Consider the following 21,009-nt stretch of genomic DNA (forward strand, 5'->3'; position numbering starts at 1 on the left):
ATACAGAAAATTATCTATGACGTTTACAGAAGTTAAATAAAGTTTATTGTAGTGGTATTATTTGCAATGAAAAAATGAATCAAGCTGTTGTTATTCTCTATGTTTTATTTTAGAATTGATATTCAAAAATGACAACAGCTATGATTTTATTCGGATTATATATATTGTTTTTTTTGGTTTCCGATACTTAATAATCTTAAAATTAAGTATTTATAATGGTCTTTTGTCGAAAAGAATCCTTTTTTCGATAAAAGGATTTTATCTCCCGATAAACTACTTGTTTTAAAAAAATAATTTCTGAGGTTTACTTTTTTTCTTATTTTCAGGATTGATTTAGATATAAAAAAAACTGCCTTTGCAGACAGTTTTCTCTTTTTGAAGTGTATTAAACTAGAAATTATTTGATAATTATTTTTTTGCTAAGCGTTCCTTTGGAAGTTTTTAGTTTTACAATATACACTCCTGAGCTTATTTTTTTGATTGGAAGCTGTATGTCATACTGCCCTTGATTTTCAATTTTCCAAGTGGTGATTGATTGTCCAACAATATTGAATAAAGTAACTTCTTCTACAGTTGTGTCTATTGCTTTATTACTTATTATTATGGTGTTTTTACTTTGTGAATGGGCTATTTTTATTTCATCATCAATACTAGTTCCATCATTAAGACCTAATGTTTTGTCTTTGAATCGTAATGAAAAACGAGAATGGTGCTCGCCATTTGCAAGATTGATTTCAAAAGCTTCATTTCGGATATTATGGTATATTTTAGTCTCATCATCGTATAGAAAAATACGCTGGTTTGCATCAAAGTTTTCTAAAGCATCAATCATGAATTTTACTTTCCCCGCAGCATCCGTTTTTACACCGATAGGGTAGGAAGCATCTAGGTCAAAAAATCCTTCGCCTTGAATTACCAGTTGATTTTCCCCATTCAAAAAATACATATCATTTGGAAAGTCATCGATATTTAAACCGTCATAACCGTGATCCATTTCACTGGTCGCTTTTTCATTCATAAATCCTAACAATACCTGTCTGTGATGGTCATTATGGGAATTGAATCCCAATCGAATTTTTTTATAAGTATCATTTATTACTACATCATTATCATTGTTATTCCAGGCTTTCTCTTTACTGGATGTAGTTTTGTACATCACATTTGAGTTCAAAGCGTCATTTTCTTTATGAAAACCCCTTTGACTATTGTTGAAAATAACCGTTCCTCCAGAACCAATTTTTCCATTTACAAAAAAGCCTTGCCCAACCGGAATATAGCGGTTAGGAATACCTCTTGACGGAGTTCCTGACTGGCTGATAAAATCAACACCAGCCGCTGATGGTGCTAATCCTCCTGTTAAATTTCTAACGGCATAACCTCCTTGGTAATCACGTAAAGTGTGGGTGTTGTTGCTGTCATAATGTTCCCAGAAATATAATGTTCCATCTGTGGAGGGATTTGAATTTATATTGGCTGTTATGAAAGCTTCGGCATCCAGCGCTGATGGATAAGGATTACCGGTTAATAACAATTGATCATCACCAACAGTATTTGTTGTTATTGATCCATTATTTGGTTTTCCAATGAAAGTATAGTTTTGAGTTCCTAATGCACCACCACTTCCTTTTAAAGTGAATCCTTGCCCTACTCGTATCGGATCATTTTCAGTTATTTGTACCCAATTAGCATAAGCATTGGTATAATCATCAAATTTATAAAGCCAATATCTAGCTAAGCTTACAGGAAATGTAGGAGCTCCGTCATAGCCGCCAACCCAGTTTATTGCTATTGGTGCCAGAGGATTTGTTCCGTCTTTCAAGCTGCCGGAAACGGTATAGTTAGTGTTATTTGTTGTCGTATTTATTGGACTTACCGGAGAGCTCCAATAATTATAATTGTATACATTAGATTGCCCTTTTTGATCTCTTTCGATATGTCCAGAGCTTGTAACGTCTAAATCACTTTCTACAGTTTGCACCAATTGTGACATCCCAACTAGATCAATTTTCCCATCTAATTTTAAGTACCAATCATTTTGTATTTTGGTATCATTGTTCATTATGATATTTTTCCCTGCATCTACCAGCATTCCTAAATCAATATTGTTAGCCGTTTCTGTTATGTCGTGTTTTACATGAACAATCGACCAGTCTTGTTCCATTATATCTTCACCTCTTATTTCTTTTGTAGGGCTGTTTACCGCTGTTGCAAAACTTCCATTTCGTTCCGTTAAAAATGGCATTGGTGCTTGTTGAACATGAATGTTTTTATGGTTGTATATTTTTGTTCCAATGATATCAATTGCAGGAGTTGTTAGGTCATCAATGATATCATCTTTGTAATTATCCATTCTGTAATAGCGAAGCAAATTAGTAAAAGGCAAAGAAATAGGAGAGGAGGCTACGTTTTTTGGAACTATCATACCTCTAATTTGTGAACTAACATCTTGAATTTCTTGGTAGACCATTCTTTGTAATTGAGATTCGGTCAAAGCCAAATTAAATACTCTTACTTCATCTATTTTTCCTTTAAAATATTTTGTATTACTGCTAGGATCTTTTCCTAAAGTAAAGAGTGATGCATCAGCTGGAATACTTCCTGTTTTAGCTTGACTTGTCACCAAAGCACCATTTAAATAGAGTTTAATATTTGATCCGTCATAGATTACGCCAACATTGTACCACTGTGATACATTTAAAGTGGTGTTAAAAAGAACTGATGTTCCATTAATAACAGCTTCTAATTTCTTGCTGGCTGTAATTCTTATTTGGAAATTATTTTGTCCCACTATAACTCCTTCCGATGAAAATGCAGGGTTTAAATTAATCCATGCCATGAGTGATGCATTGGCTAAACCACCAAGAATTGCTGTACTTTGACCATAATCATTTCGTCCGTCAAAATCAAGAAATAGTTTTGTGTGGATGTCTCTTGGTGAACCAAAAGAAGCCGTATTAGTATCAAAAATGTCTAGTATTCCGTCTTTATCAATATCCGTTGTACCGTCAATAATTCCATTATTATTAGTGTCTAAAGTTTTGTAATCATAGATTAATAATGTGTTAGCAATATCGAATGTACTTCCATTTGACATGAGATCTAAATAATCAGGGATTCCATCTGCATCTGTGTCTTTTAAATAAGTTGTGGCAGGATTTGCAGTTGCAATTCCTTGTCCTGAATTTCCATATTGTGTATTAAATGTCACTCCGGTACCATAGTCATACATGTCTAATATCCCGTCGCCAAAACCTTCTGTTATTCCGTCGCCATTGATGTCTTTACTTCTGAATGTTTCTGAATCAATTCCATCACCAACACCATCACCATTGATATCACCATCACCATTTTGATATCCAGAAACGGCATTTGTATTTCCTGCTCCAGACTCATCAACATCAAAAAGACTGTCATTGTCACTGTCTAAATCAATATAATTTGGAACACCATCACCATCAGAATCTAATGCTGGTATTGCTGCTACTGATTCACCACTATCATGAAGTCCATTTCCGTTAGAATCGACCCAACTCACATCAATTTTTCCTTTAGCATTACTCAAGTTTCCTAAACCAGCTTCAATAACATCTTCAATGCCGTCATTATCGGCATCCAAATCAAACATATCCGCAACGCCATCATGGTCTAAATCGCATAAAGTTTGTGAAATTAGAATGTCATCCAACGCAAGATCATTACCACCACCACCAGGAGCATTATTTTTAAAACGAATGGTAAAGGCATTTACATTTCCTAGGTTGACACTAGTGGTGAACTGTTTCCAGACTCCTTGAGTACAACTGTTATCTGTGATGCTTCCTGAGCATCTACCTATATCTCCAGTGTTGAAAGTTGTAAGAAGATTGTTTGATAAATCATAAAATTCTACTGTCACATTGGGTAAAATTGAACCAGGGAAAGTAGAGGGAGCCATAATGTTTAATACCCAGAAACTATAGGTTATAGGTAGATTTGACAAGATTCCTGTAATAGTTGTTTCATAAAATGTGCCTGGTGTAAAACTAGCATTAAAAACAGCCATCCTCCCATTAGTATCTCCTGTGGTATGGTCTTCGCCGTTATACCATGCTAAATCCCCATGAATGTTATCAGGATCGCTAGCAATTGTTCCGGTTATTTTAGAGACTACAGTGTACTCACCATCGTCCAGTATCCAAGTTGATTGACTAGGACATTCTGTTGTATTAGCCCCTACGATTCCGTCTTCATAACAATAGGTTGTTGTTGCATTATAAGCAGCGGTAAAACTTGACGTTTTCCCTCCTGTTCCAAAGGTTTCATTTAAGAATTTATAATCTACTTTATGACCATTTGCGTTGTTGCAATTTACTTCTTCTGTTCCATCTAAGATACCGTCGTTATCATCATCTATGTCAAAGTTGTCGTATACTCCATCCCCGTCACTATCATAAAAGGTTTGGATTCCTGTTCCTTGGATAGAAATATCATATGGGTTTTCATTACTGTCATTATTTATAATTGAAATTTCAGCAGTTTTTATACCTAAAGTATTAGGATTAAAACTAACAGAAAATGTTGAGGTAGCCCCTGAAGCAATTAATGCGCTCGGACTAGTAGTAACCGTGAAATCACTTGCATTAGTTCCAGAAATAGTGATAGCTCCTATAGCTAAGGGTGCAATTCCCGTATTTTGAATCGTAAACGTTTTTGTGATGATTCCAGTACTGGTTTCCATTGAGCCAAAATTTGTCCAATCTGTGGTACTTGGTGTGGTGTCACCATCAACAATAGAAATCGCATTTCCAAGGATGTTTATTTCGGGAGTATTTATAGTTGCTATTATCGGAATTCTTGGTGAAGAAGTACAGGAAGCATTAGTGACTTCTAAATAATATGTTGTGGTGGTTGCAAGAATAGGAGTAGTGAAGGTTAATCCCGTACCTAGATTAGTTCCGCCAGTTAGAGCTGTAAACCAAGAAATTGTGCCCACTGAAGCAACAGCTTCAAGTACAACTGTACCTGTTCCTATTCTAGAAGCAGGTGTCGTACTTAAAATTATAGGAGTTGCATTTACAGTTATGTTTACTAAGTTATTAATAATGATTAGTGAACTACAATTATAGGGAGCTGTTCCTCCACTTGACAGATTAGTTATTGTTAATGCTGTTACGCCTGAGTTTAAAAGTATACTTGTTGTAAAAGTTCCTGTACCAGCAGTTGTAACAGTCATAGTTGCTGTATTTCCTATAGCTATATCGGCTCCTAATAAGTTGTAAGTGACGGTATAAATTCCTACGGGTAAATTTGCAGCAGCAGCAGTGACAGCTATTGTTGCACTATTAGATGTACATACTGATGTTGCGATTGTAGTACTACTCAAACTATAAGCAGTAGGGCAATTCCATGTAATAATAACTTTACCATCTGATCCATTTCCTCCTGCTCTTGGATTTGATGGGGATGTAGAATGACCTCCCGCACCTCCCGCACCAAAAGTAGTACTTGAAGCACCATTTGCTTCTGCAATACTTCCGCTGGCTCCAGCTCCACCACCTATAGGCGCGAGTCCACCAATTAAAAGTATCGGAGCATTTCCGTTTGTTAAAGTACCGGCACTAGAACCACCACCGCCACCAGATATTCCCAATAGACCTCCACTACCTCCGGCACCACCGTAGTATGAAAAGGAGGAGGACCAACCTATATTTCCTGTTGTACTTGCACTAGCTCCAGCTGCTGTGTTATTGTTGCTTTCTGAACTGTTACCTCCATTTCCGCCTATTGCTTTGATTGTCGTTGATGATTGAAACCATGATGCACCACCTGCACCACCAGAGCTAGTACTACCAACTCCACCAGTTCCAACATTTATGGTGTAAACGGTACCCGGTATAACAGTAAAAGCTGTGTTTCTGACATAACCACCTCCAGCGCCACCACCACCTCCAGATGAGTTTTTTGTTGCACCACCACCTGCACCACCTGCACCCCAAGCTTCCACTTGTATCGATGTTACTCCAGCAGGAACTGTAAAAGTACCTGAAGTGCTATAAACTTGACTTGTTTGTGAAATTCCAAAAACGGTTATAAATAGAAGGCTAATCGTAAAAACTATTTTTTTGCTTATTAAAGTAATTTTCTCCATAATCTAATTACTGTATTTAATTAAGGTTCAGTTTTTTATCTTTTAATAGGAATGTGTTTAGGTTTGTTTTTTTATTATTACAATAAATTTAAATTTATTATTATAATTAAACAGTTAAAAAGTAAAAAAAATCGATGAAATACATCTTTATTTTAATATTGTAAGTTAATTAATATTAAATTATTATTTTTTTATAAGAATTTTATGAGTATATTATTGTAGGAAATTAGGAGTTGGTTTCAGGTTTTTTTGAGTATTATTTACTTTTCCAAAAAATGCAATTCTGAATAACAGTATTTCTTAATTTCATGTTTATGATTTGAGTTAGAATTTTTTGAACTGATTTTAGTGTAAAAAAAAAGACTTCCCGGTTATGGGAAGTCTTTTTTAAGTTGGATTATTTTAAATTATTTGATAATAATTTTTTTATTGATATTTCCTTTTGAAGTTTTCAATTTTACGATATAAACTCCTGATGTTTTGTTTTGAATCGGGATTTTAATGCTAGTTTGTTCCTTTTCGGAAACATCCCAAGTAGACATTAATTTTCCTTGAATATTGAAAAGCGACACAGCAACAACTGTATTGTCATTTGCTCCATTTGTAATATTCAAAACATTATTAGAACGTGTAAAAGCTACTTGAATACTATTCTCATAAATCACATCTTTTACACCAAGTGTTTTATCCGTAAAGCGAAGTGAGAAACGATCCTTAAAGTATCCTTCAGAAAGTTCTACTTCATAAAGCTTGTTTTTTATGCTATTGTAGGTATCCGTTTCTTTATCGTAAATAAAAATATTTTGGCTTTGATCAAAGTTTTCTAAGGCATCAATTCCAAATGATACTTTTCCAGTAGCTTCTGTTCGAACTGCAATAGGGAAGGAGGCATCTTCATCAAAATAACCTTCTCCTTGTATAGCTAATTCATTTTCGCCATTCAATAAATACATATCACTTGGAGAATCATCAATGTTAAAAGCATCGTAACCATCATTCATCTCACTATTTGCTTTCTCGTCCATAAAGGCTAATAGCACTTGTCTGTGAAACGTTTTGTCGATAACATTAAATCCTAATCGTATTTTTTTATGGGTGTCATTCTCAATTACAGTATCACTGTTGTCTGTCCAATGATTAGCTGTTTTTGGAGTAGTAGGGATTCTGTATGTTGTTTGTGAACTTGCATTACCCTCTTTAATAAATTCTCGTTGGCTATTATTAAAAGTTACAGTTCCTCCTGTACTAGCTTTTCCAATCACAAAAAATCCTTGCCCTACTGGAATAAACTGGTTAGGGATTAACTTACTTGCAGTGCCAGATCCACTTATGAAATCTACACCTACTGAACTTGGAGCAAGTCCTCCAGTTTTATTATAGATTGCATAACCTCCTCTATATGCTCCTAAATTGTGCGAAGCATTGGAAGGGAAGTGTTCCCAGAAATACAAGGCGCCATCTATTGCTGGAGTAGTTGTTGCTGTTTGTATGGAGCCAATGTTGTCATCTATAAATTTATTTGCATCTAATGCGGATGGATATGGATTTCCTATCAGTAACAATTGATCTGCTCCTACAGTATTTGTTATAGCACCGTTATTAGGTTTTCCTAAAAAGGTTAGATTTTGATCAGCAGTAGCAGTTCCACTTCCTTTTAAAGTAAATCCTTTACTGGCTTCTAATGGTCCTGTTTCAAATATTTGAGTCCAATTAGCATAATTATTCCCTAAATTATCAAATTTATATATCCAATAGCGAGCTAAGCTTATTGGAGTTGTTGGTGATCCATCATATCCAGCAACCCAGTTTATAAGTGCTGGTGTAGCTAATGCTGTATTTGTTCCGTCTCTTAAAACTCCGGCTACGGTAAAGCTATTGTTATTTGTAGTATTGTTTATAGTTCCTACAGGAGAACTCCAATAGTTGTAATTGTACTTGTTAGCCTGTCCTTGTTGGTCTCTTTCTAATGAACCAGAACTTGTTGCGTCTAAGTCGCTGCCTAATTTTTGTACCAATTGTGATCTTCCTACCAAATCGATTTTACCATTTAGTTTCAAGTAGTGGGAAACTTCAATTTTTGAATCGTTAGTCGCGCTCAAAGTATTACTGTTCACAAATAACCCTAGAACAGTTTTATCTCCCTCAGAAAAAACATTATGTGTTGTTCTAACAATGTTCCAGTCTATGGGAGTACTATCGTTGATAATAGATAAACTATATGGTAAATCTTGATTTGCTCCATTTGTCCATGTTGCAGCAGTTTGCCATAATCCATTAGCAGCGCTAATATACGGCATTGGAGCAGTTTGTACATTGATTGATATTTTATCAGGAATTACTAAACTTCCTCTATTCACGTTTACTGAATCATCGTCAAGGTGAGTTCCTATGTAAGAGTTCATAGAGTAATAAGCAAATAAATTAATCCAAAGCAAGGTATTAATATCGTTTTTAGTAATTGTAGAAGGAATAATTGTTCCAATTGTTCCTGTACTACTTTGTAATATTTCTTGGTTCATAATGAATTGAATCTCTGTTGCGGTAAGTACTCGATTCCACATTCTAAGTTCGTCTATGTCACCTTTAAATAAATTATTAATGACGTTTTTTGTTATGTACTGGCCTCCAATACTAAAAATTCCTGTTGATGCACCTGGGTTTCCAGCCATTGTCACTGTTTTTTCCAAAACACCATCAATATAAATGGATAATGTATTGGTAGTATAAGTATATGCTATATTATGCCATTTTGCATTTGGTAAAATGGTATTTGTTATCGCAGTTCTTATAACTGCAGACCCGTCATACCATTCAAACCTAACTCTGTTATCGTTTTGTAAAACTATTTGATATCCGTTTCCAGCTGCGGATTTTTTAGATAAAATAGTTCTTTCATTTCCTAAAGTATTGGTGCCGTTTGGTCGTATCCAAGTCATAACAGAAAATACAGTAGGTAGTTCGTTACTGTTATCAATTCTTACATAATCGTCAACACCGTCTAGTGTAATATGCAATGGATTTGTAGCTCTATGTGCCACACCAAAAGAAATGTATTTAGTTCCGTCAAAATCATATAAACAGGTTTGATTTCCTCCAGAAGTTGACATAAATACGGTTTCTAATCCTGTTGTAAATGTTGCATTGGTAGCTACAACCATCACGTAAGCATCTGTTGCACCAAGAGCAGGTAAGCCACTCAGAAAAGAGGCGGTAGGAATATTAACACGAACAGTTCCTACATCGATGCCAGTTTTCTCTACTACTTTCCATTTTCTATTGACTACCTCTGTAATAGTAGTAATAGTCGTTGGTCCTAAATCTATATTTAAATTTACTCCAGAATTTGACATTGTGCCATTGTTGGAACCCCACATCAGATAGTTTCTATCTCCTCCAAAATTATTTGGATTATTACTATTGGTGGTTGTTATATCTCCAAGACCAATAGTTAAAACAGTATTGGGATTTTCACTTTTAGATTGCTTTTGTGTTAGTAAAGTATTATCATCTTTTCCTATTCCGGCTATGTCATAATTAAAACCTGTATTAGCTGCTACATCCCAAATAACATCTCCATTGGAATCGATGTAGTTTACATCACCTAGATTGTCTGCTGTTGTACTACCAGTTGCGTGTAAGGTTACTCCATTTTTAATTCCCAGATAGGATTGTATTTTTTGTTGCTCTACTGCAGTTCTTGCGGTCGAATAACTGGCTACCTCTGTTATTCTTCCATCTAGATAAGTGTTTAACGGAAAACCATTAAGAGTAAATCTACCTACCCCTAATTGATAAACAGAATTATTAAAGTCAGAGTGAACTAAAGGAGTTCCCGTTCCTGTTGTGCCTCTTGTGCCTGTATGATTATCAATTTTTTTACCATTCAAGTAAATTTCGGTAACGTTTGGAATCACTGATGTATTTGATTTGATATTTAATATCATTACATTGCCACCCGTTGTATTTGTTGCTGGAGGTGCATACGATCTTCCATAGGAATTAAGTTTAGATGGATTCCATGGCTCATCAACACTTAAATAATCTCCAATCATGTGAGAGATTAAATTGTTGCCATTAAATCGAGAAGAAATTCTTCCAAAACCTAATCCAGTACCATCCTGTCCAAAATTATTTATATTGATTTTTCCAGAAATTACTTCTTGTGAATTGCTGGTTGTTTTATCAACTGTACTGTTTGTTTTTACTACAACATAATAATCCTTAGACCAATAACCGCCTTTCCCTTTTAAGACATTATTACCGCTTCGGCTAAAATCGACAACAGGATTAAAATTGATGTTTCTACTCGCATCATTCCTGTATTTTGGAGCAAAAGTGCTATAGCCGTTGGCGCTGTTATCATCTGCTTGATCTCCCCATGAGGTAACGTTACTGTTGTCAATTGAAGAGTTTGTTCCTACATTTGCTTTTAACCAAAGTTTAAGATTTCCATTTATATTTCCCGGTCCTCTAGTTGGATTTGGTGGTGGAGTAATATAGTCTCCTTTAATTATGACATTGTCAATCGCTACACCATCATCGTTACCACCGTTATCTGATCCAAAATTAATTCTAAAGCGTAACGAAGTGGCATTGTTTAATGCAGTAACATTGCTGCTTGATATAGAGGCTTCTATGAATTTTGAAGGGCTATCTGCACCTTCAATATTAGTCCCCGACCAACCATGTACATTATTGCCTATGCCATTAACATCATTGTCATTATACCAATTAGTACCTTGGCCTTGACTACCTAGGGGTGTCCATCCAGAAAGCCCAAGGGGATCTGTAGTATATTCAATGTTCATTCCATCCCTATTCACCTCAGTTTTATAACGGATGTCAATATAGAATGTTACATTGTTAAAACCTGCTGTTGGTATTACGGGACTCGTTAACCTTGTAAGATAATTATTTTCATAATCATTAAACCTATTCAAACTCCAATAACTGCCTTCTCCTACTATAGGGTTTGCGTTATAGGACCAAGATCCTAATCTCAGTGCAGCATTGCTTGAAGTCCAACCGCCATTATTAGCATCAAAATTTTCGTAATAAATGGTTTTGGATTGTGAATATCCTAAAAAAACAAGAAATAAAAAGGCTACAGTAAAACAGGTTTTTTTTGTAAAAAGTATAGTTCTATTCATATAATAATCTTGATGTGGTATTTATTTATGGGCAATAAAATTTTTGAGTATAATGTATTTACGTATTTATTCTTTATTTGGTTTTAATTGTCAGCTAATTAATACTTTAAAAAAATAATTTAACGTGTCAAAAGTAAAATATTTATTTCTAATTACAATGTCTTTTTAACGACAAAAAGCAATTATTAGCGTTTAAGTTCAATGTTTTATGATTTTTAATAATTTTCCATCAAAAAACGAGAATTAATCAGGGAGTAAGAAACACCTTATTCAAAAAAAAAAGCTATCGTATTAGGATAGCTTTTTTAGTTTCAATGTAACAAATTATTATTGTTTTATAAAACGTTTTATTGTAGTGGTTTCTTTATCAGTTATTTCCAGCAAATAGTTACCTTCGGCTATAGAAGAAACGTTAATGGAATTATTTGATAATTTACCTTTCATAATGGTTTGACCAATTACATTGTAAATTTTATAGGTTGCATCCTCAGAAATTGAATTTACATTTAGAATTGATGTAGTTGGATTTGGGTACACTACAATATCGTTTGTAATCTCTTTCTGTTTGCTGGTTTCAATTGTTCGGGCAGCTGGAGCGGTAATATTTACCGTATAATCTTCAACTTGTCCTGAAGCAAATGTTTCGCATGAAGTAGGAATTGCATTGTATTTCATAGAAACTCTCATTCTAGTTGCTCCAACTTTTGCTGTAGCAGGAATGGTGATGCTTCCAGTAACTGGCGTTGTTGTTGTAGCTGCTCTTGTGAAAACTTGCTCACCTGCATCGACAAAATCGCCATCTGCATTGTAATCAATCCAAACACTATATCCTTCTTTGTATTTTGTTGAAGCCCAAGAAGGAGTTATTGTAATAGTGTACGCAGTTCCTCTTGTGGCATTTGTTGCAATAGCAGTATAGTTTTCATAACCTGTTCCACCAGTTGTAGTATTGTTTATTGTTCCAAAAACAACTTTGCCAATTTTCTCTTTTGTAACACTATTTCCTTTAGAAGCGCAATAAGTAGCAATAGGCGCTGAGGTTGTTACGCTTAGAACATTACTTGAAACTGAAATGTTTCCCGCAGCATCTTTGGCTTTTATAGAAAATGTGTAGGCTGTTGAAGCTGTTAATCCAGTTACTGCATAAGAAGTTGTTGTTACACTGGCCTTCAAAGTAGTTCCTTGGTACACATCATAGCCAGTTACTGCAGTATCATCTGCTGAAGCTGTCCAAGACAAATTAGTTGTGGTTTGAGTGGTCCCTGAAGCGACTAATGAAGCCGGAGCCGAAGGGGCAGTTGTGTCAACAATTGGGTCTAGTGTGGTAACATTTACCATAATGCTTTCAGCCGAGATGTTTCCGACAGCATCTTTTGCTTTTACAGAAAAAGTATACGCAGTTGAAGCTGTTAATCCAGTTACTGCATAGGAAGTAGTTGTAACACTTGCTCTTAAAGTAGTTCCCTGATATACATCGTACCCAGTTACAGCAGTATCATCAGTGGAAGCTATCCATGACAAATTGGTTGAGGTTTGAGTGGTTCCCGAAGCTACTAATTCAGTAGGAGCTGTAGGAGCTGTGTTATCTATAATTACATTTTGATTTGCTGCTACAGATTGTCCGCTTCCATCATCAAAAGTCCAAACTACTACAGTTGTTCCTTGTGCAGTTATAGGAAATGTTGTGTCAGTTGTTCCTGTTATTGTTCCTGCACATACATCAGTTGTTGTAGGAGCAGTAAGCGTTACGGCATTTTGACTCGTTACAGTAGCCAAAGTTGGAATTACTGGCGCAGTTGTATCTTTAATAGTTACACTAGAAGTACAGCTTGAAGTTTGTCCGTCAGCATCAGTAACAGTCAGAGTCACTTGTTGAGTAGTGTTTCTATGGGTACAATTGAAAGTGTTTGGAGAAACCGAAATAGAGGTAATGGCAACGTCATCTGTAGATCCATTATTTATGTCTGTTGGCAATACGGTTAATTGTCCGCTACTGTTTAAGGACAAAGTTGCGTCTTTACAAATAGCTACAGGAGCTGCAGATAAGTCTAAAATTTTGATGACTTTAAAATCGTCGATATAAAAACCATCGAAGGTAGTCGTATAACCATCAGTATTATTGGAACTGTCAGATCTCATATACAATCTGAATCTGGCAGCTGTAGCACCAACTAAAAAGGAATTGTTACTGGCATCAATTACAATTTCTTCCATTACCCATTTACCCATTTGATTTCCATCATATAAAACACCACCAGCACCGGCAGTATTCTGGAAATTATTAGTAGATGATTTAGTGGCATGGGGATTCGTTTCGGTTGTTGATGTAGGCTTGGTGTAATTACCGCACAATGGAGTCCAGTTTGTTCCATTTGTAGAACCTTGCATTTGAACTAAATCAAAATTTCTTTCTAAATCCCATTTTGCATAATACTGTACTAAAACTTTAGTCGCTCCAGATAAATTTGAAGTAGTGGCTGTAGTAAGGGTTTTGTTAAGATTATTTGCATACGCTACAGTTGAAGCATCAGTAATTGATCTTGTTCCTGAGTAAGCACTGGTCGAATTTACCCATGTGCCACCAGCTTGTGTCCATTTAGACAGTAAATTAGCGTCTGGATTGTCGCTGAATAATACAGTTGGTTGGTAATATTTTATAAAATTAGCTTCGTATAAAATATAATCCCCGTTACTCAATGAAATTTTATATTCAATTTTTTGATTGGGTAAAATTCCAGGAGCTAATTGTATTGCAGCAGTTACATTTCTTTGTTCTAATACAGTCATTCCGGTTTGTACCGTTGGAGATGTAATAGAAACGATATTGCTGGATACAGGTGTAACTGTTAATGTATAATTTGCAGTAGTTTGCCCAAGTCTTTCAATTCCAAAAGTTAAATTAGAATTTAAGGAAGTGATGCTGCTTTGTGTAAGGTCATGAAACTTTGCATATTTTCCGGCATAGTAAGCTGCGATAAGATTCATTCTCAAGGCTCTTTTTGCAATAGCGGTAATATTTATTGGGCTAGGCCAAAAACCACCTTCTGCCAAACTTCCATTTTCCGGGGATACTGATAAAGTGTTTTTTCCAGATCCGGTAGAACCAGTTCCGTCATTAACTCCGCCTGTCATCCAGTCGCTTGCATCGCCACTCGCAGCATATAATATTCCTGGAGCTGGTCCATAAACATATCTGTTGTATTGTGTCATATCATGACTGAATTTAGCAAACTCATTTTCTCTACCTGTTAAAACTCCTGATTTTCCATTTATTGGGTGCGGAAGAAGATTTGAATACGCATGATGATTTAAAGCTGTTTTGAAATTTTTTGTTAAAACAAAATCTCTCATCATTTGAGTTTCTGGCTCAGAAAAGGCAGCTGTTCCTCTATAAGTATTGTCGCATAAAGCAGTAGAAGAACCAACTAATCCATAATAGTAACCGTAATTTCTATTCAAATCAACTCCTCTTGTATTGTTACTAGATGCTGTAGTTCCTGCATCACAAACTCCAGGTCTTAAATTTTTACGTTGCATTCCTCCACCGGACGGCGCAATAGTTTCATTCCAAGACAATCCATCAGGATTTGCTACAGGAACAAAATACATTTCGGTGTTATCAACGATACTTTTTATAAAAGGGTCTGAGTTGTAGTTTTCCAATAAATACCACATATAGTATATAGTATTCATCATACTGCTAACTTCTCTTGAATGTGTCATACCAGTATAAAGAACATTTGGTTCTGTTTCATTCACTGATGGGTTATCAGAGATTTTCACATAATAAATAGGTCTTCCTTGGTGTGTCAGTTGATTTGATGGAGAAATATTTGCTTTAACAGATATTAGATTTGGATACATTTGCTGCATTTTATCTAATTCAGCAATCATTCCGTTATTAGTTAAACATCCACCAAAAGTTGACGGAATAGTAAAATTAGTAGGTGTTACAAAGTTGATTTCACTACAATCATTTTGTTGTCCAATATTACCAATAATAACATTTTTTACGCTCAATGATTTGTTTGTTTTTGAGCTCTTTTTTTCTCTAAGTAAATTGCTTTGAGCCTGAGGCATATCTTTTTGAGCTCTTTCCGAATATAATTTTGTAAGATCTTCAATTACTACTTTATATTTCAAGCCGGCAGATTTGATTTTGCCTAATTCATAATCAGAAAGTTCTAATTGAATATAGGTAGCGGTATTCACTACACCGCAATCTAGATCTACACCAGTTTCCATTAATTTTTTGATAACATCGGGAGAATTTTTCGAAATCTGAACTCTTCTATACTTAAACTCTGTATCTTCAATTTGACTAGAATTACTAGTAATAGATTTTGTTTGAGCGTAAGATTTGATGAAAATAAAAGAAAACAAAAGAAAAATAAAAGTAGTTTTTTTCATGGTAAAATAATTTAGGTTTTCAAAACTAAAATAAAATTTTAACAAAAACAATTTAAAAATCGATAAAGTGCATTAATTTATCGATAAAGTGCGATTTTAGTGTGTTGACTCTGTTAAAAGATAAGGATTTTAGATAAAATATTTATTAAATAAGCCTTTTTACTAATTATTTGAACCGGGTTTTATTTTAGTATAATTTCTTTTTACTTGGTTATTAATGGCTTACTGACTCGTGCAAATATCTATTTTTAGTAAAAAAATATTTTGAGATTACTTTTTTAGTACATTTAATAAAATTTATAAAGTATTGAATTATGAAAATTTCTAGAACATTGGTAGTTGTATTCTTCGTATTTGTTGGTTTTGGTTATGCACAAAATAAGCTGATCGGAAAGGTTATGGATTACAAGAATAAACCAGTGGCAAATGCCAGGATATATTTAGATTCCATTTATTCAAATGTTACTACGAATAGTAAAGGGGATTTTGAAGTTTTACTTCCTGAAAAAGTTACTGTTATTAACGTGTACTCATATAAATATGGTTTGTTGTCCTCTAAATTCAATAATGAAAATGTAATGAATTTCATGTTTTTGGAATCGCAAAAATCGATAAAAGATCGAGCTAAAAATGGAGATAATATTTCTATCGGATATTCTGATGTGGATAAACAGTACAAAGTTAATACAGCACAAAGTTTAGATGCTCAAAACGATAAAAATTCAAGTATTTATAATACTATATATGACCTTATAAGAGGGCGTTTAGCTGGAGTTACTGTAACAAGGGATAATAGAATTACGATTAGAGGAGTGAGTTCCATTCGGAATATTGAAGATCCATTATTTGTAGTTGATGGTGTTATTGTATCAAGTATAGACTATATCTCTCCTAATAATGTAAAAAGTGTAAGTGTATTAAAAGATGCTGCGGCTTCTATTTATGGAGCTCAAGGTTCTAATGGTGTCATAGTAATAAAGATGAAGTAGGACTGGATGGCACTTCTCATCCTATAGTTTTTAGATTAGCATCAAAATACTTTCGCCTAATAGTTAATTCATACTTTGTGGTTCTGGTATTTTGATATTTATCTTATTTTTCTTGGCCATCAATAAATATAATGTGATTCCGCCTAAAATAACCAATAAAGCAATTTGAAGTTGACCAAGAAGATTATTGTCGTTGTGCAAGGTATTTGAGTGTGTCAATTTAGACTTACCCTCTTTACTTTGAATTTGCGACAAAAGTTCCAGTGTTAGTAAAGCTTGATTACTGGAGTAATTTACTTGATTCCAGTTTTTATTTTGAGCCTCTTTATTAATCGCAGAACAAGAAGCCAGAAATGCAACTAAAGATGTTTTTTCTTTGGGAGTTAAAACAGTTTTCAGGTATAATTTATCTATGTTTTGAATGTTTTTTAAAGCGACTGTGATTTGATTCTTTTTTTGAGCATCATTTAGTTTTGCTTCTACTGCGCTAGCTTTTATAAAATAAAGCTCATTTGCATACTGAAAAATATAACGAGCCACAACTAATCGGTCATTATAAATCGTATTGATATCCTCATTCGTTTTTTTAGAGTTTTGCAGTGTATTGAAATTACTCAATAAGATGATAAACATAACAATCAGTAAAACAAAAGCGGCTTTTGTTTTATTACTGTATTTTTTTAAATCTTTCATCATAATAGAATTTATTAGTATTGCAATATAAGCTATTGTATTGAATTTGTTTTAACTACAGTAGATAGTATAGAAAAGTATATATTTTAGAAACGATTCATTTTAATAATACAACCTGAAATCAAGTAGTTTACAAAGCGCATAATGTTTTTGATATAATTCTTCTACAATTTCGACAACATCATCTAGTTCTTCAAATAAACTAAAGAAAGCTTTGTCAAGATTACTGCTGGTTAATGCATTGAATTTTGCCCCATAACCGGAAACAGCACGTGCTCCTGTAATATCTAAAAAATATTGTGCTTCTTCCTGGCTCAAGTCCAATACTTTTGCATTGGCAAAATGTAAAATTTTCCCTTTCATTTTTCCTTCAAAAAGCTCGGCTATTTCTTCTAAACTGTAGTAATATTCATTGAGGCAAATATTGTTTCCTTCGCCTTGCATCACTAAGTAGATTATTTCATAATTGGTAAAATTATGGTCGTCATAAAGCAATGTATTTAAGCTTTCTTCTAGTCCTTCAATGGTATCGCATGTTTTATAAATACTTGTAATACCTTGTTCAAAGGCTAATTGCTCCAGGTTTTTGACTACTTCAGTAACGGTGTCAGTTTCTATATCGGGAACGGCTTCGAGGCAGAAAATAAATGTATCTGAATCCATGAATTTAGTTTATGTAGATGATATAATGCAAACAAATATTTTATTGAGACAAAAAATTCCCAAAAGTGACACTCTTAGGATTCAAAACAAACGACAGTCTTATTGTACTTGCCACAAAGTCAATAACTCTCCTCAAATTAAGGCTTCATAATCTCATTTTGTAAAATTACTTCAGAATGAAATTCGTTGTTAGTATTTAACAATAAATAGTTATTAACCTTTAAGTATAGAATAAGGAAGGATTAAAATAGAATAAAAATAGCTAATGAATAGGCTTTTTAAAGGCTTCATCATTAGCTATTATAGTTTTATAATGCAGATTACTTTTGTTAGAACAATCTGTGCATGTTTTGATTATTGATTCCTAAAGAGATAACCATTATTAGTTAAATGAAATCTCCGATAATAGAAAATTATGATTACTAACGATGCCGTTTTTGTCAAATAAGTTCAGCTTAATCAACGGCTCTTTGTCTTTGTAGAAAATTTCTATTAAACCAATATTGTTCTGTATAATCACATCACCAATCCTGTTTTTATTCGACTCAGTGCTAGTCCATGTTTGGGTTATTCCGCTTGAGGTAACATCATACAAAGGATACGAATTATTTGTTTTCATTTTTGAAATTTCACCCCAGTGAACATCTCCCGAAATAAATACAACACCATTGGCTTTGGTTTTTGCTATTAAATCAACAAATTTTGCTTGTTCATGAGGCATATTTGTCCAGGATTCATACCCATTATACTCATGCCCAAATTGCAAACTTGAGGCAATGATTCTGATGTCTGCTTTTTTTGACAACTCATTTTCTAACCATTTCCATTGCTTGTTTCCAAGTATCGTACTGTCTTTTTTAGTATAGGGAACATAGTCATTTTTATAGGCTGAATTTTTAGGTTCGTTTTTTAATAAATCATCTCTAAAGGTTCTAGTGTCCAGCATTATTATCTGGAGCGTTTTATCCCCTAGTTTTACATATTCGGAACCATAAATACCGTCATGAGTTCTTCTTTCAGAGTTTTGGGGAACTTCCCAAAAGTTCATAAAAATTTCTTTAGACTCTTTTTTAAACGGGTAGTGTCTTCCTTTGTCATTTTCTCCAAAATCATGATCATCCCAAACCGATAAAATTTTAGTGCTTTTTTTCAGTTCTTGAAACTCAGCTTTGGAAGCTAATTTTTCATATTTATTCTTTAATACATTCATGTCTCGTGTATCACCATAAATATTATCACCTAGATAGATGAATAAATCAGGATTTAGTTTTACGGCTTTTTGAAGCATAGGCTGCTCTTTGTCCTGATGGGCACAAGAACCAAATGCGATTTTGAAACTTTCATTAAGCGGAGTCGCTGGAGTCTCATTTTTTTGAGCGGTGCAAAAGATACTGTTTGTTAATAGCAACAATTGCAGTATTGTGAATAGTCTATTGAAATTTTTCATTGTTTTTTATTAAAAGTGGTTCTGCCACAAAACTAATTTATAAAATAAAGAGTAAATATAATCAGCATTAAGGCATTAAGTTTATTAAGCTTAATGCCATTTAATCTCTTAATGGTAAAACTTTAAAAGTTATCCCACCAAACTTTAGTATTAATGTTATCTCCTCCAATTGCTTTTACGGCAGCACTATTGTTTTCGGCATTCACTGATTGCTCAATACTTGGATACATAACTCTTCTAGGGACTTTACCGCCATTTTTAGCTCCAGGTCCGGCTTGAATAAAGCTTGGTTTTCCAGTTCTTTTCCAGTCTATCCAAGCTTCTGCACCAGTGTGGTATAACGCCAGCCATTTTTGTGTGTACAGCACATCATTTGTAGCGTTATAAGGTGCAGTTGTGATTAAATAATTTGCTGGCATGACAACATTCCATTGATTAAATGAAGCTTCAACTGCGGTATTATAATATCCTTGAGCAGTTCCGGTAGTAATTATATTTCGCTGACGGGCTTCGGCTAACAAGAAATTTAGCTCACTATAAGTCATGAATATCGAAGTTATTTTAGTCTTGTTATAAAAATAATCTTCGGCTCTTCTGGAGTATTTTGTTGGTTCCCCAATTTGATCCAAAGCAAGACCCGGTTGAACTCCTTTGTGATTCGTGGTTCCGGCAATTGGATCTATCCATTCCTCTAGACGCGGATCATTGTTAGTGATTAATGTGTTTACTATGTGGGTTGTAGGCATAACGATATTGTATCCATACAATCTGTTTATTCCATCACTCATAGGAGATATATTTGGAAAAACACCCGTGTACTTATAATTTGCATTATCTGAGTTGGACTCAAATAGGGGATAGGTTGCCGGTTTCGAAATGATTTCACTTAGTTTTGCATTCACAACAGTCTTATTAGAAACACGCATCAACAATCGTACATGAAGTGAATTACAGAATTTTTTCCATTTCAACATAGAACCATTAAACAATAAATCACCTTCTATGGATTTACTCGTTTCAATAATGGAATTAGCGGTAGTTAAATTCTCAAATATTTTCGTGTAAATCTGTTCTTGAGAATCATACACCGGTTTCAAGATTCCTTCTTCTCCTCTTGATGCTTCTGAATAAGGTACATTACCATACGTATCAGTAATTACACTTATTACGTAGGATTCTAAAATTAGGGAAACTGCCTCATAATTTTTGTCATTTATGACAGCTGCCTGCTTCTTAATGTCATTGATGTCATTAAGCCATTTGTACATATCCCAAAAACGGCCACTGGCTCCCCAGTTATATACATCAAGCTCATTGTACTCATAGTTTCCACCATATTGAGCCACAATATCTCCAAAGTCAAAAGCATTTGACACATTTTCATTTGCCAAATTAAAAATGACATTTGGCAATAGCGTTTTAGGTTGGGCAGCTGTTGGCTGATTTTTATTGGTGTTAATTTCTTCGAATTGATCGGTACAAGAAATCGAAACACTTAATAATAGAACTAATATTAGAAATTTTTTCATG

Annotated in this window: 8 protein-coding genes; 1 reads left to right on the plus strand and 7 read right to left on the minus strand. The window is 34.2% G+C overall.

Annotated features, from left to right (window positions below; all coding sequences use genetic code 11):
* Nucleotides 1-397: 397 nt before the first annotated feature.
* The 3 genes from C8C87_RS03325 to C8C87_RS03335 all read right to left on the minus strand — a co-directional run bounded on the left by C8C87_RS03325 (nt 398) and on the right by C8C87_RS03335 (nt 15,687).
* A complete protein-coding gene (locus tag C8C87_RS03325) occupies nt 398-6,127 on the minus strand; it encodes a LamG-like jellyroll fold domain-containing protein (RefSeq protein ID WP_121341135.1) in 5,730 nt (1,909 codons plus the stop codon).
* Nucleotides 6,128-6,534: 407 nt separating this feature from the next.
* A complete protein-coding gene (locus tag C8C87_RS03330) occupies nt 6,535-11,277 on the minus strand; it encodes a LamG-like jellyroll fold domain-containing protein (protein ID WP_121341137.1) in 4,743 nt (1,580 codons plus the stop codon).
* A gap of 327 nt (nt 11,278-11,604) precedes the next feature.
* Entirely contained in the window at nt 11,605-15,687 is a 4,083-nt protein-coding gene (locus C8C87_RS03335; protein ID WP_121341140.1) for a M14 family zinc carboxypeptidase, read from the minus strand.
* A 314-nt stretch (nt 15,688-16,001) separates the two neighbouring features.
* Between C8C87_RS03335 and C8C87_RS03340 the strand changes: the two genes are divergently transcribed.
* Nucleotides 16,002-16,676, plus strand: a complete 675-nt coding sequence (locus C8C87_RS03340; RefSeq protein WP_121341143.1) for a TonB-dependent receptor plug domain-containing protein — start codon at nt 16,002-16,004, stop codon at nt 16,674-16,676.
* A gap of 63 nt (nt 16,677-16,739) precedes the next feature.
* On the opposite strand, the gene C8C87_RS03345 is transcribed toward C8C87_RS03340, so the two are convergent.
* The 4 genes from C8C87_RS03345 to C8C87_RS03360 form a co-directional block, all read right to left on the minus strand.
* Nucleotides 16,740-17,372, minus strand: coding sequence for an MCP four helix bundle domain-containing protein (locus tag C8C87_RS03345; RefSeq protein ID WP_233550003.1), 633 nt, complete (start codon nt 17,370-17,372; stop codon nt 16,740-16,742).
* Between the two features lie 99 nt (nt 17,373-17,471).
* Nucleotides 17,472-18,032: a DUF6642 family protein gene (locus C8C87_RS03350; protein ID WP_121341144.1), complete on the minus strand. Its 561-nt coding sequence runs from the start codon at nt 18,030-18,032 to the stop codon at nt 17,472-17,474.
* A gap of 382 nt (nt 18,033-18,414) precedes the next feature.
* Nucleotides 18,415-19,479, minus strand: a complete 1,065-nt coding sequence (locus C8C87_RS03355) for an alkaline phosphatase D family protein (protein WP_099716152.1) — start codon at nt 19,477-19,479, stop codon at nt 18,415-18,417.
* Nucleotides 19,480-19,601: 122 nt separating this feature from the next.
* The gene (locus tag C8C87_RS03360) at nt 19,602-21,008 is read right to left on the minus strand and encodes a SusD/RagB family nutrient-binding outer membrane lipoprotein (protein ID WP_121341147.1); all 1,407 of its coding nucleotides are present in this window, start codon (nt 21,006-21,008) and stop codon (nt 19,602-19,604) included.
* Nucleotide 21,009 lies beyond the last annotated feature (1 nt).

Source organism: Flavobacterium sp. 120, from assembly GCF_003633605.1.
Taxonomy (GTDB): domain Bacteria; phylum Bacteroidota; class Bacteroidia; order Flavobacteriales; family Flavobacteriaceae; genus Flavobacterium; species Flavobacterium algoritolerans.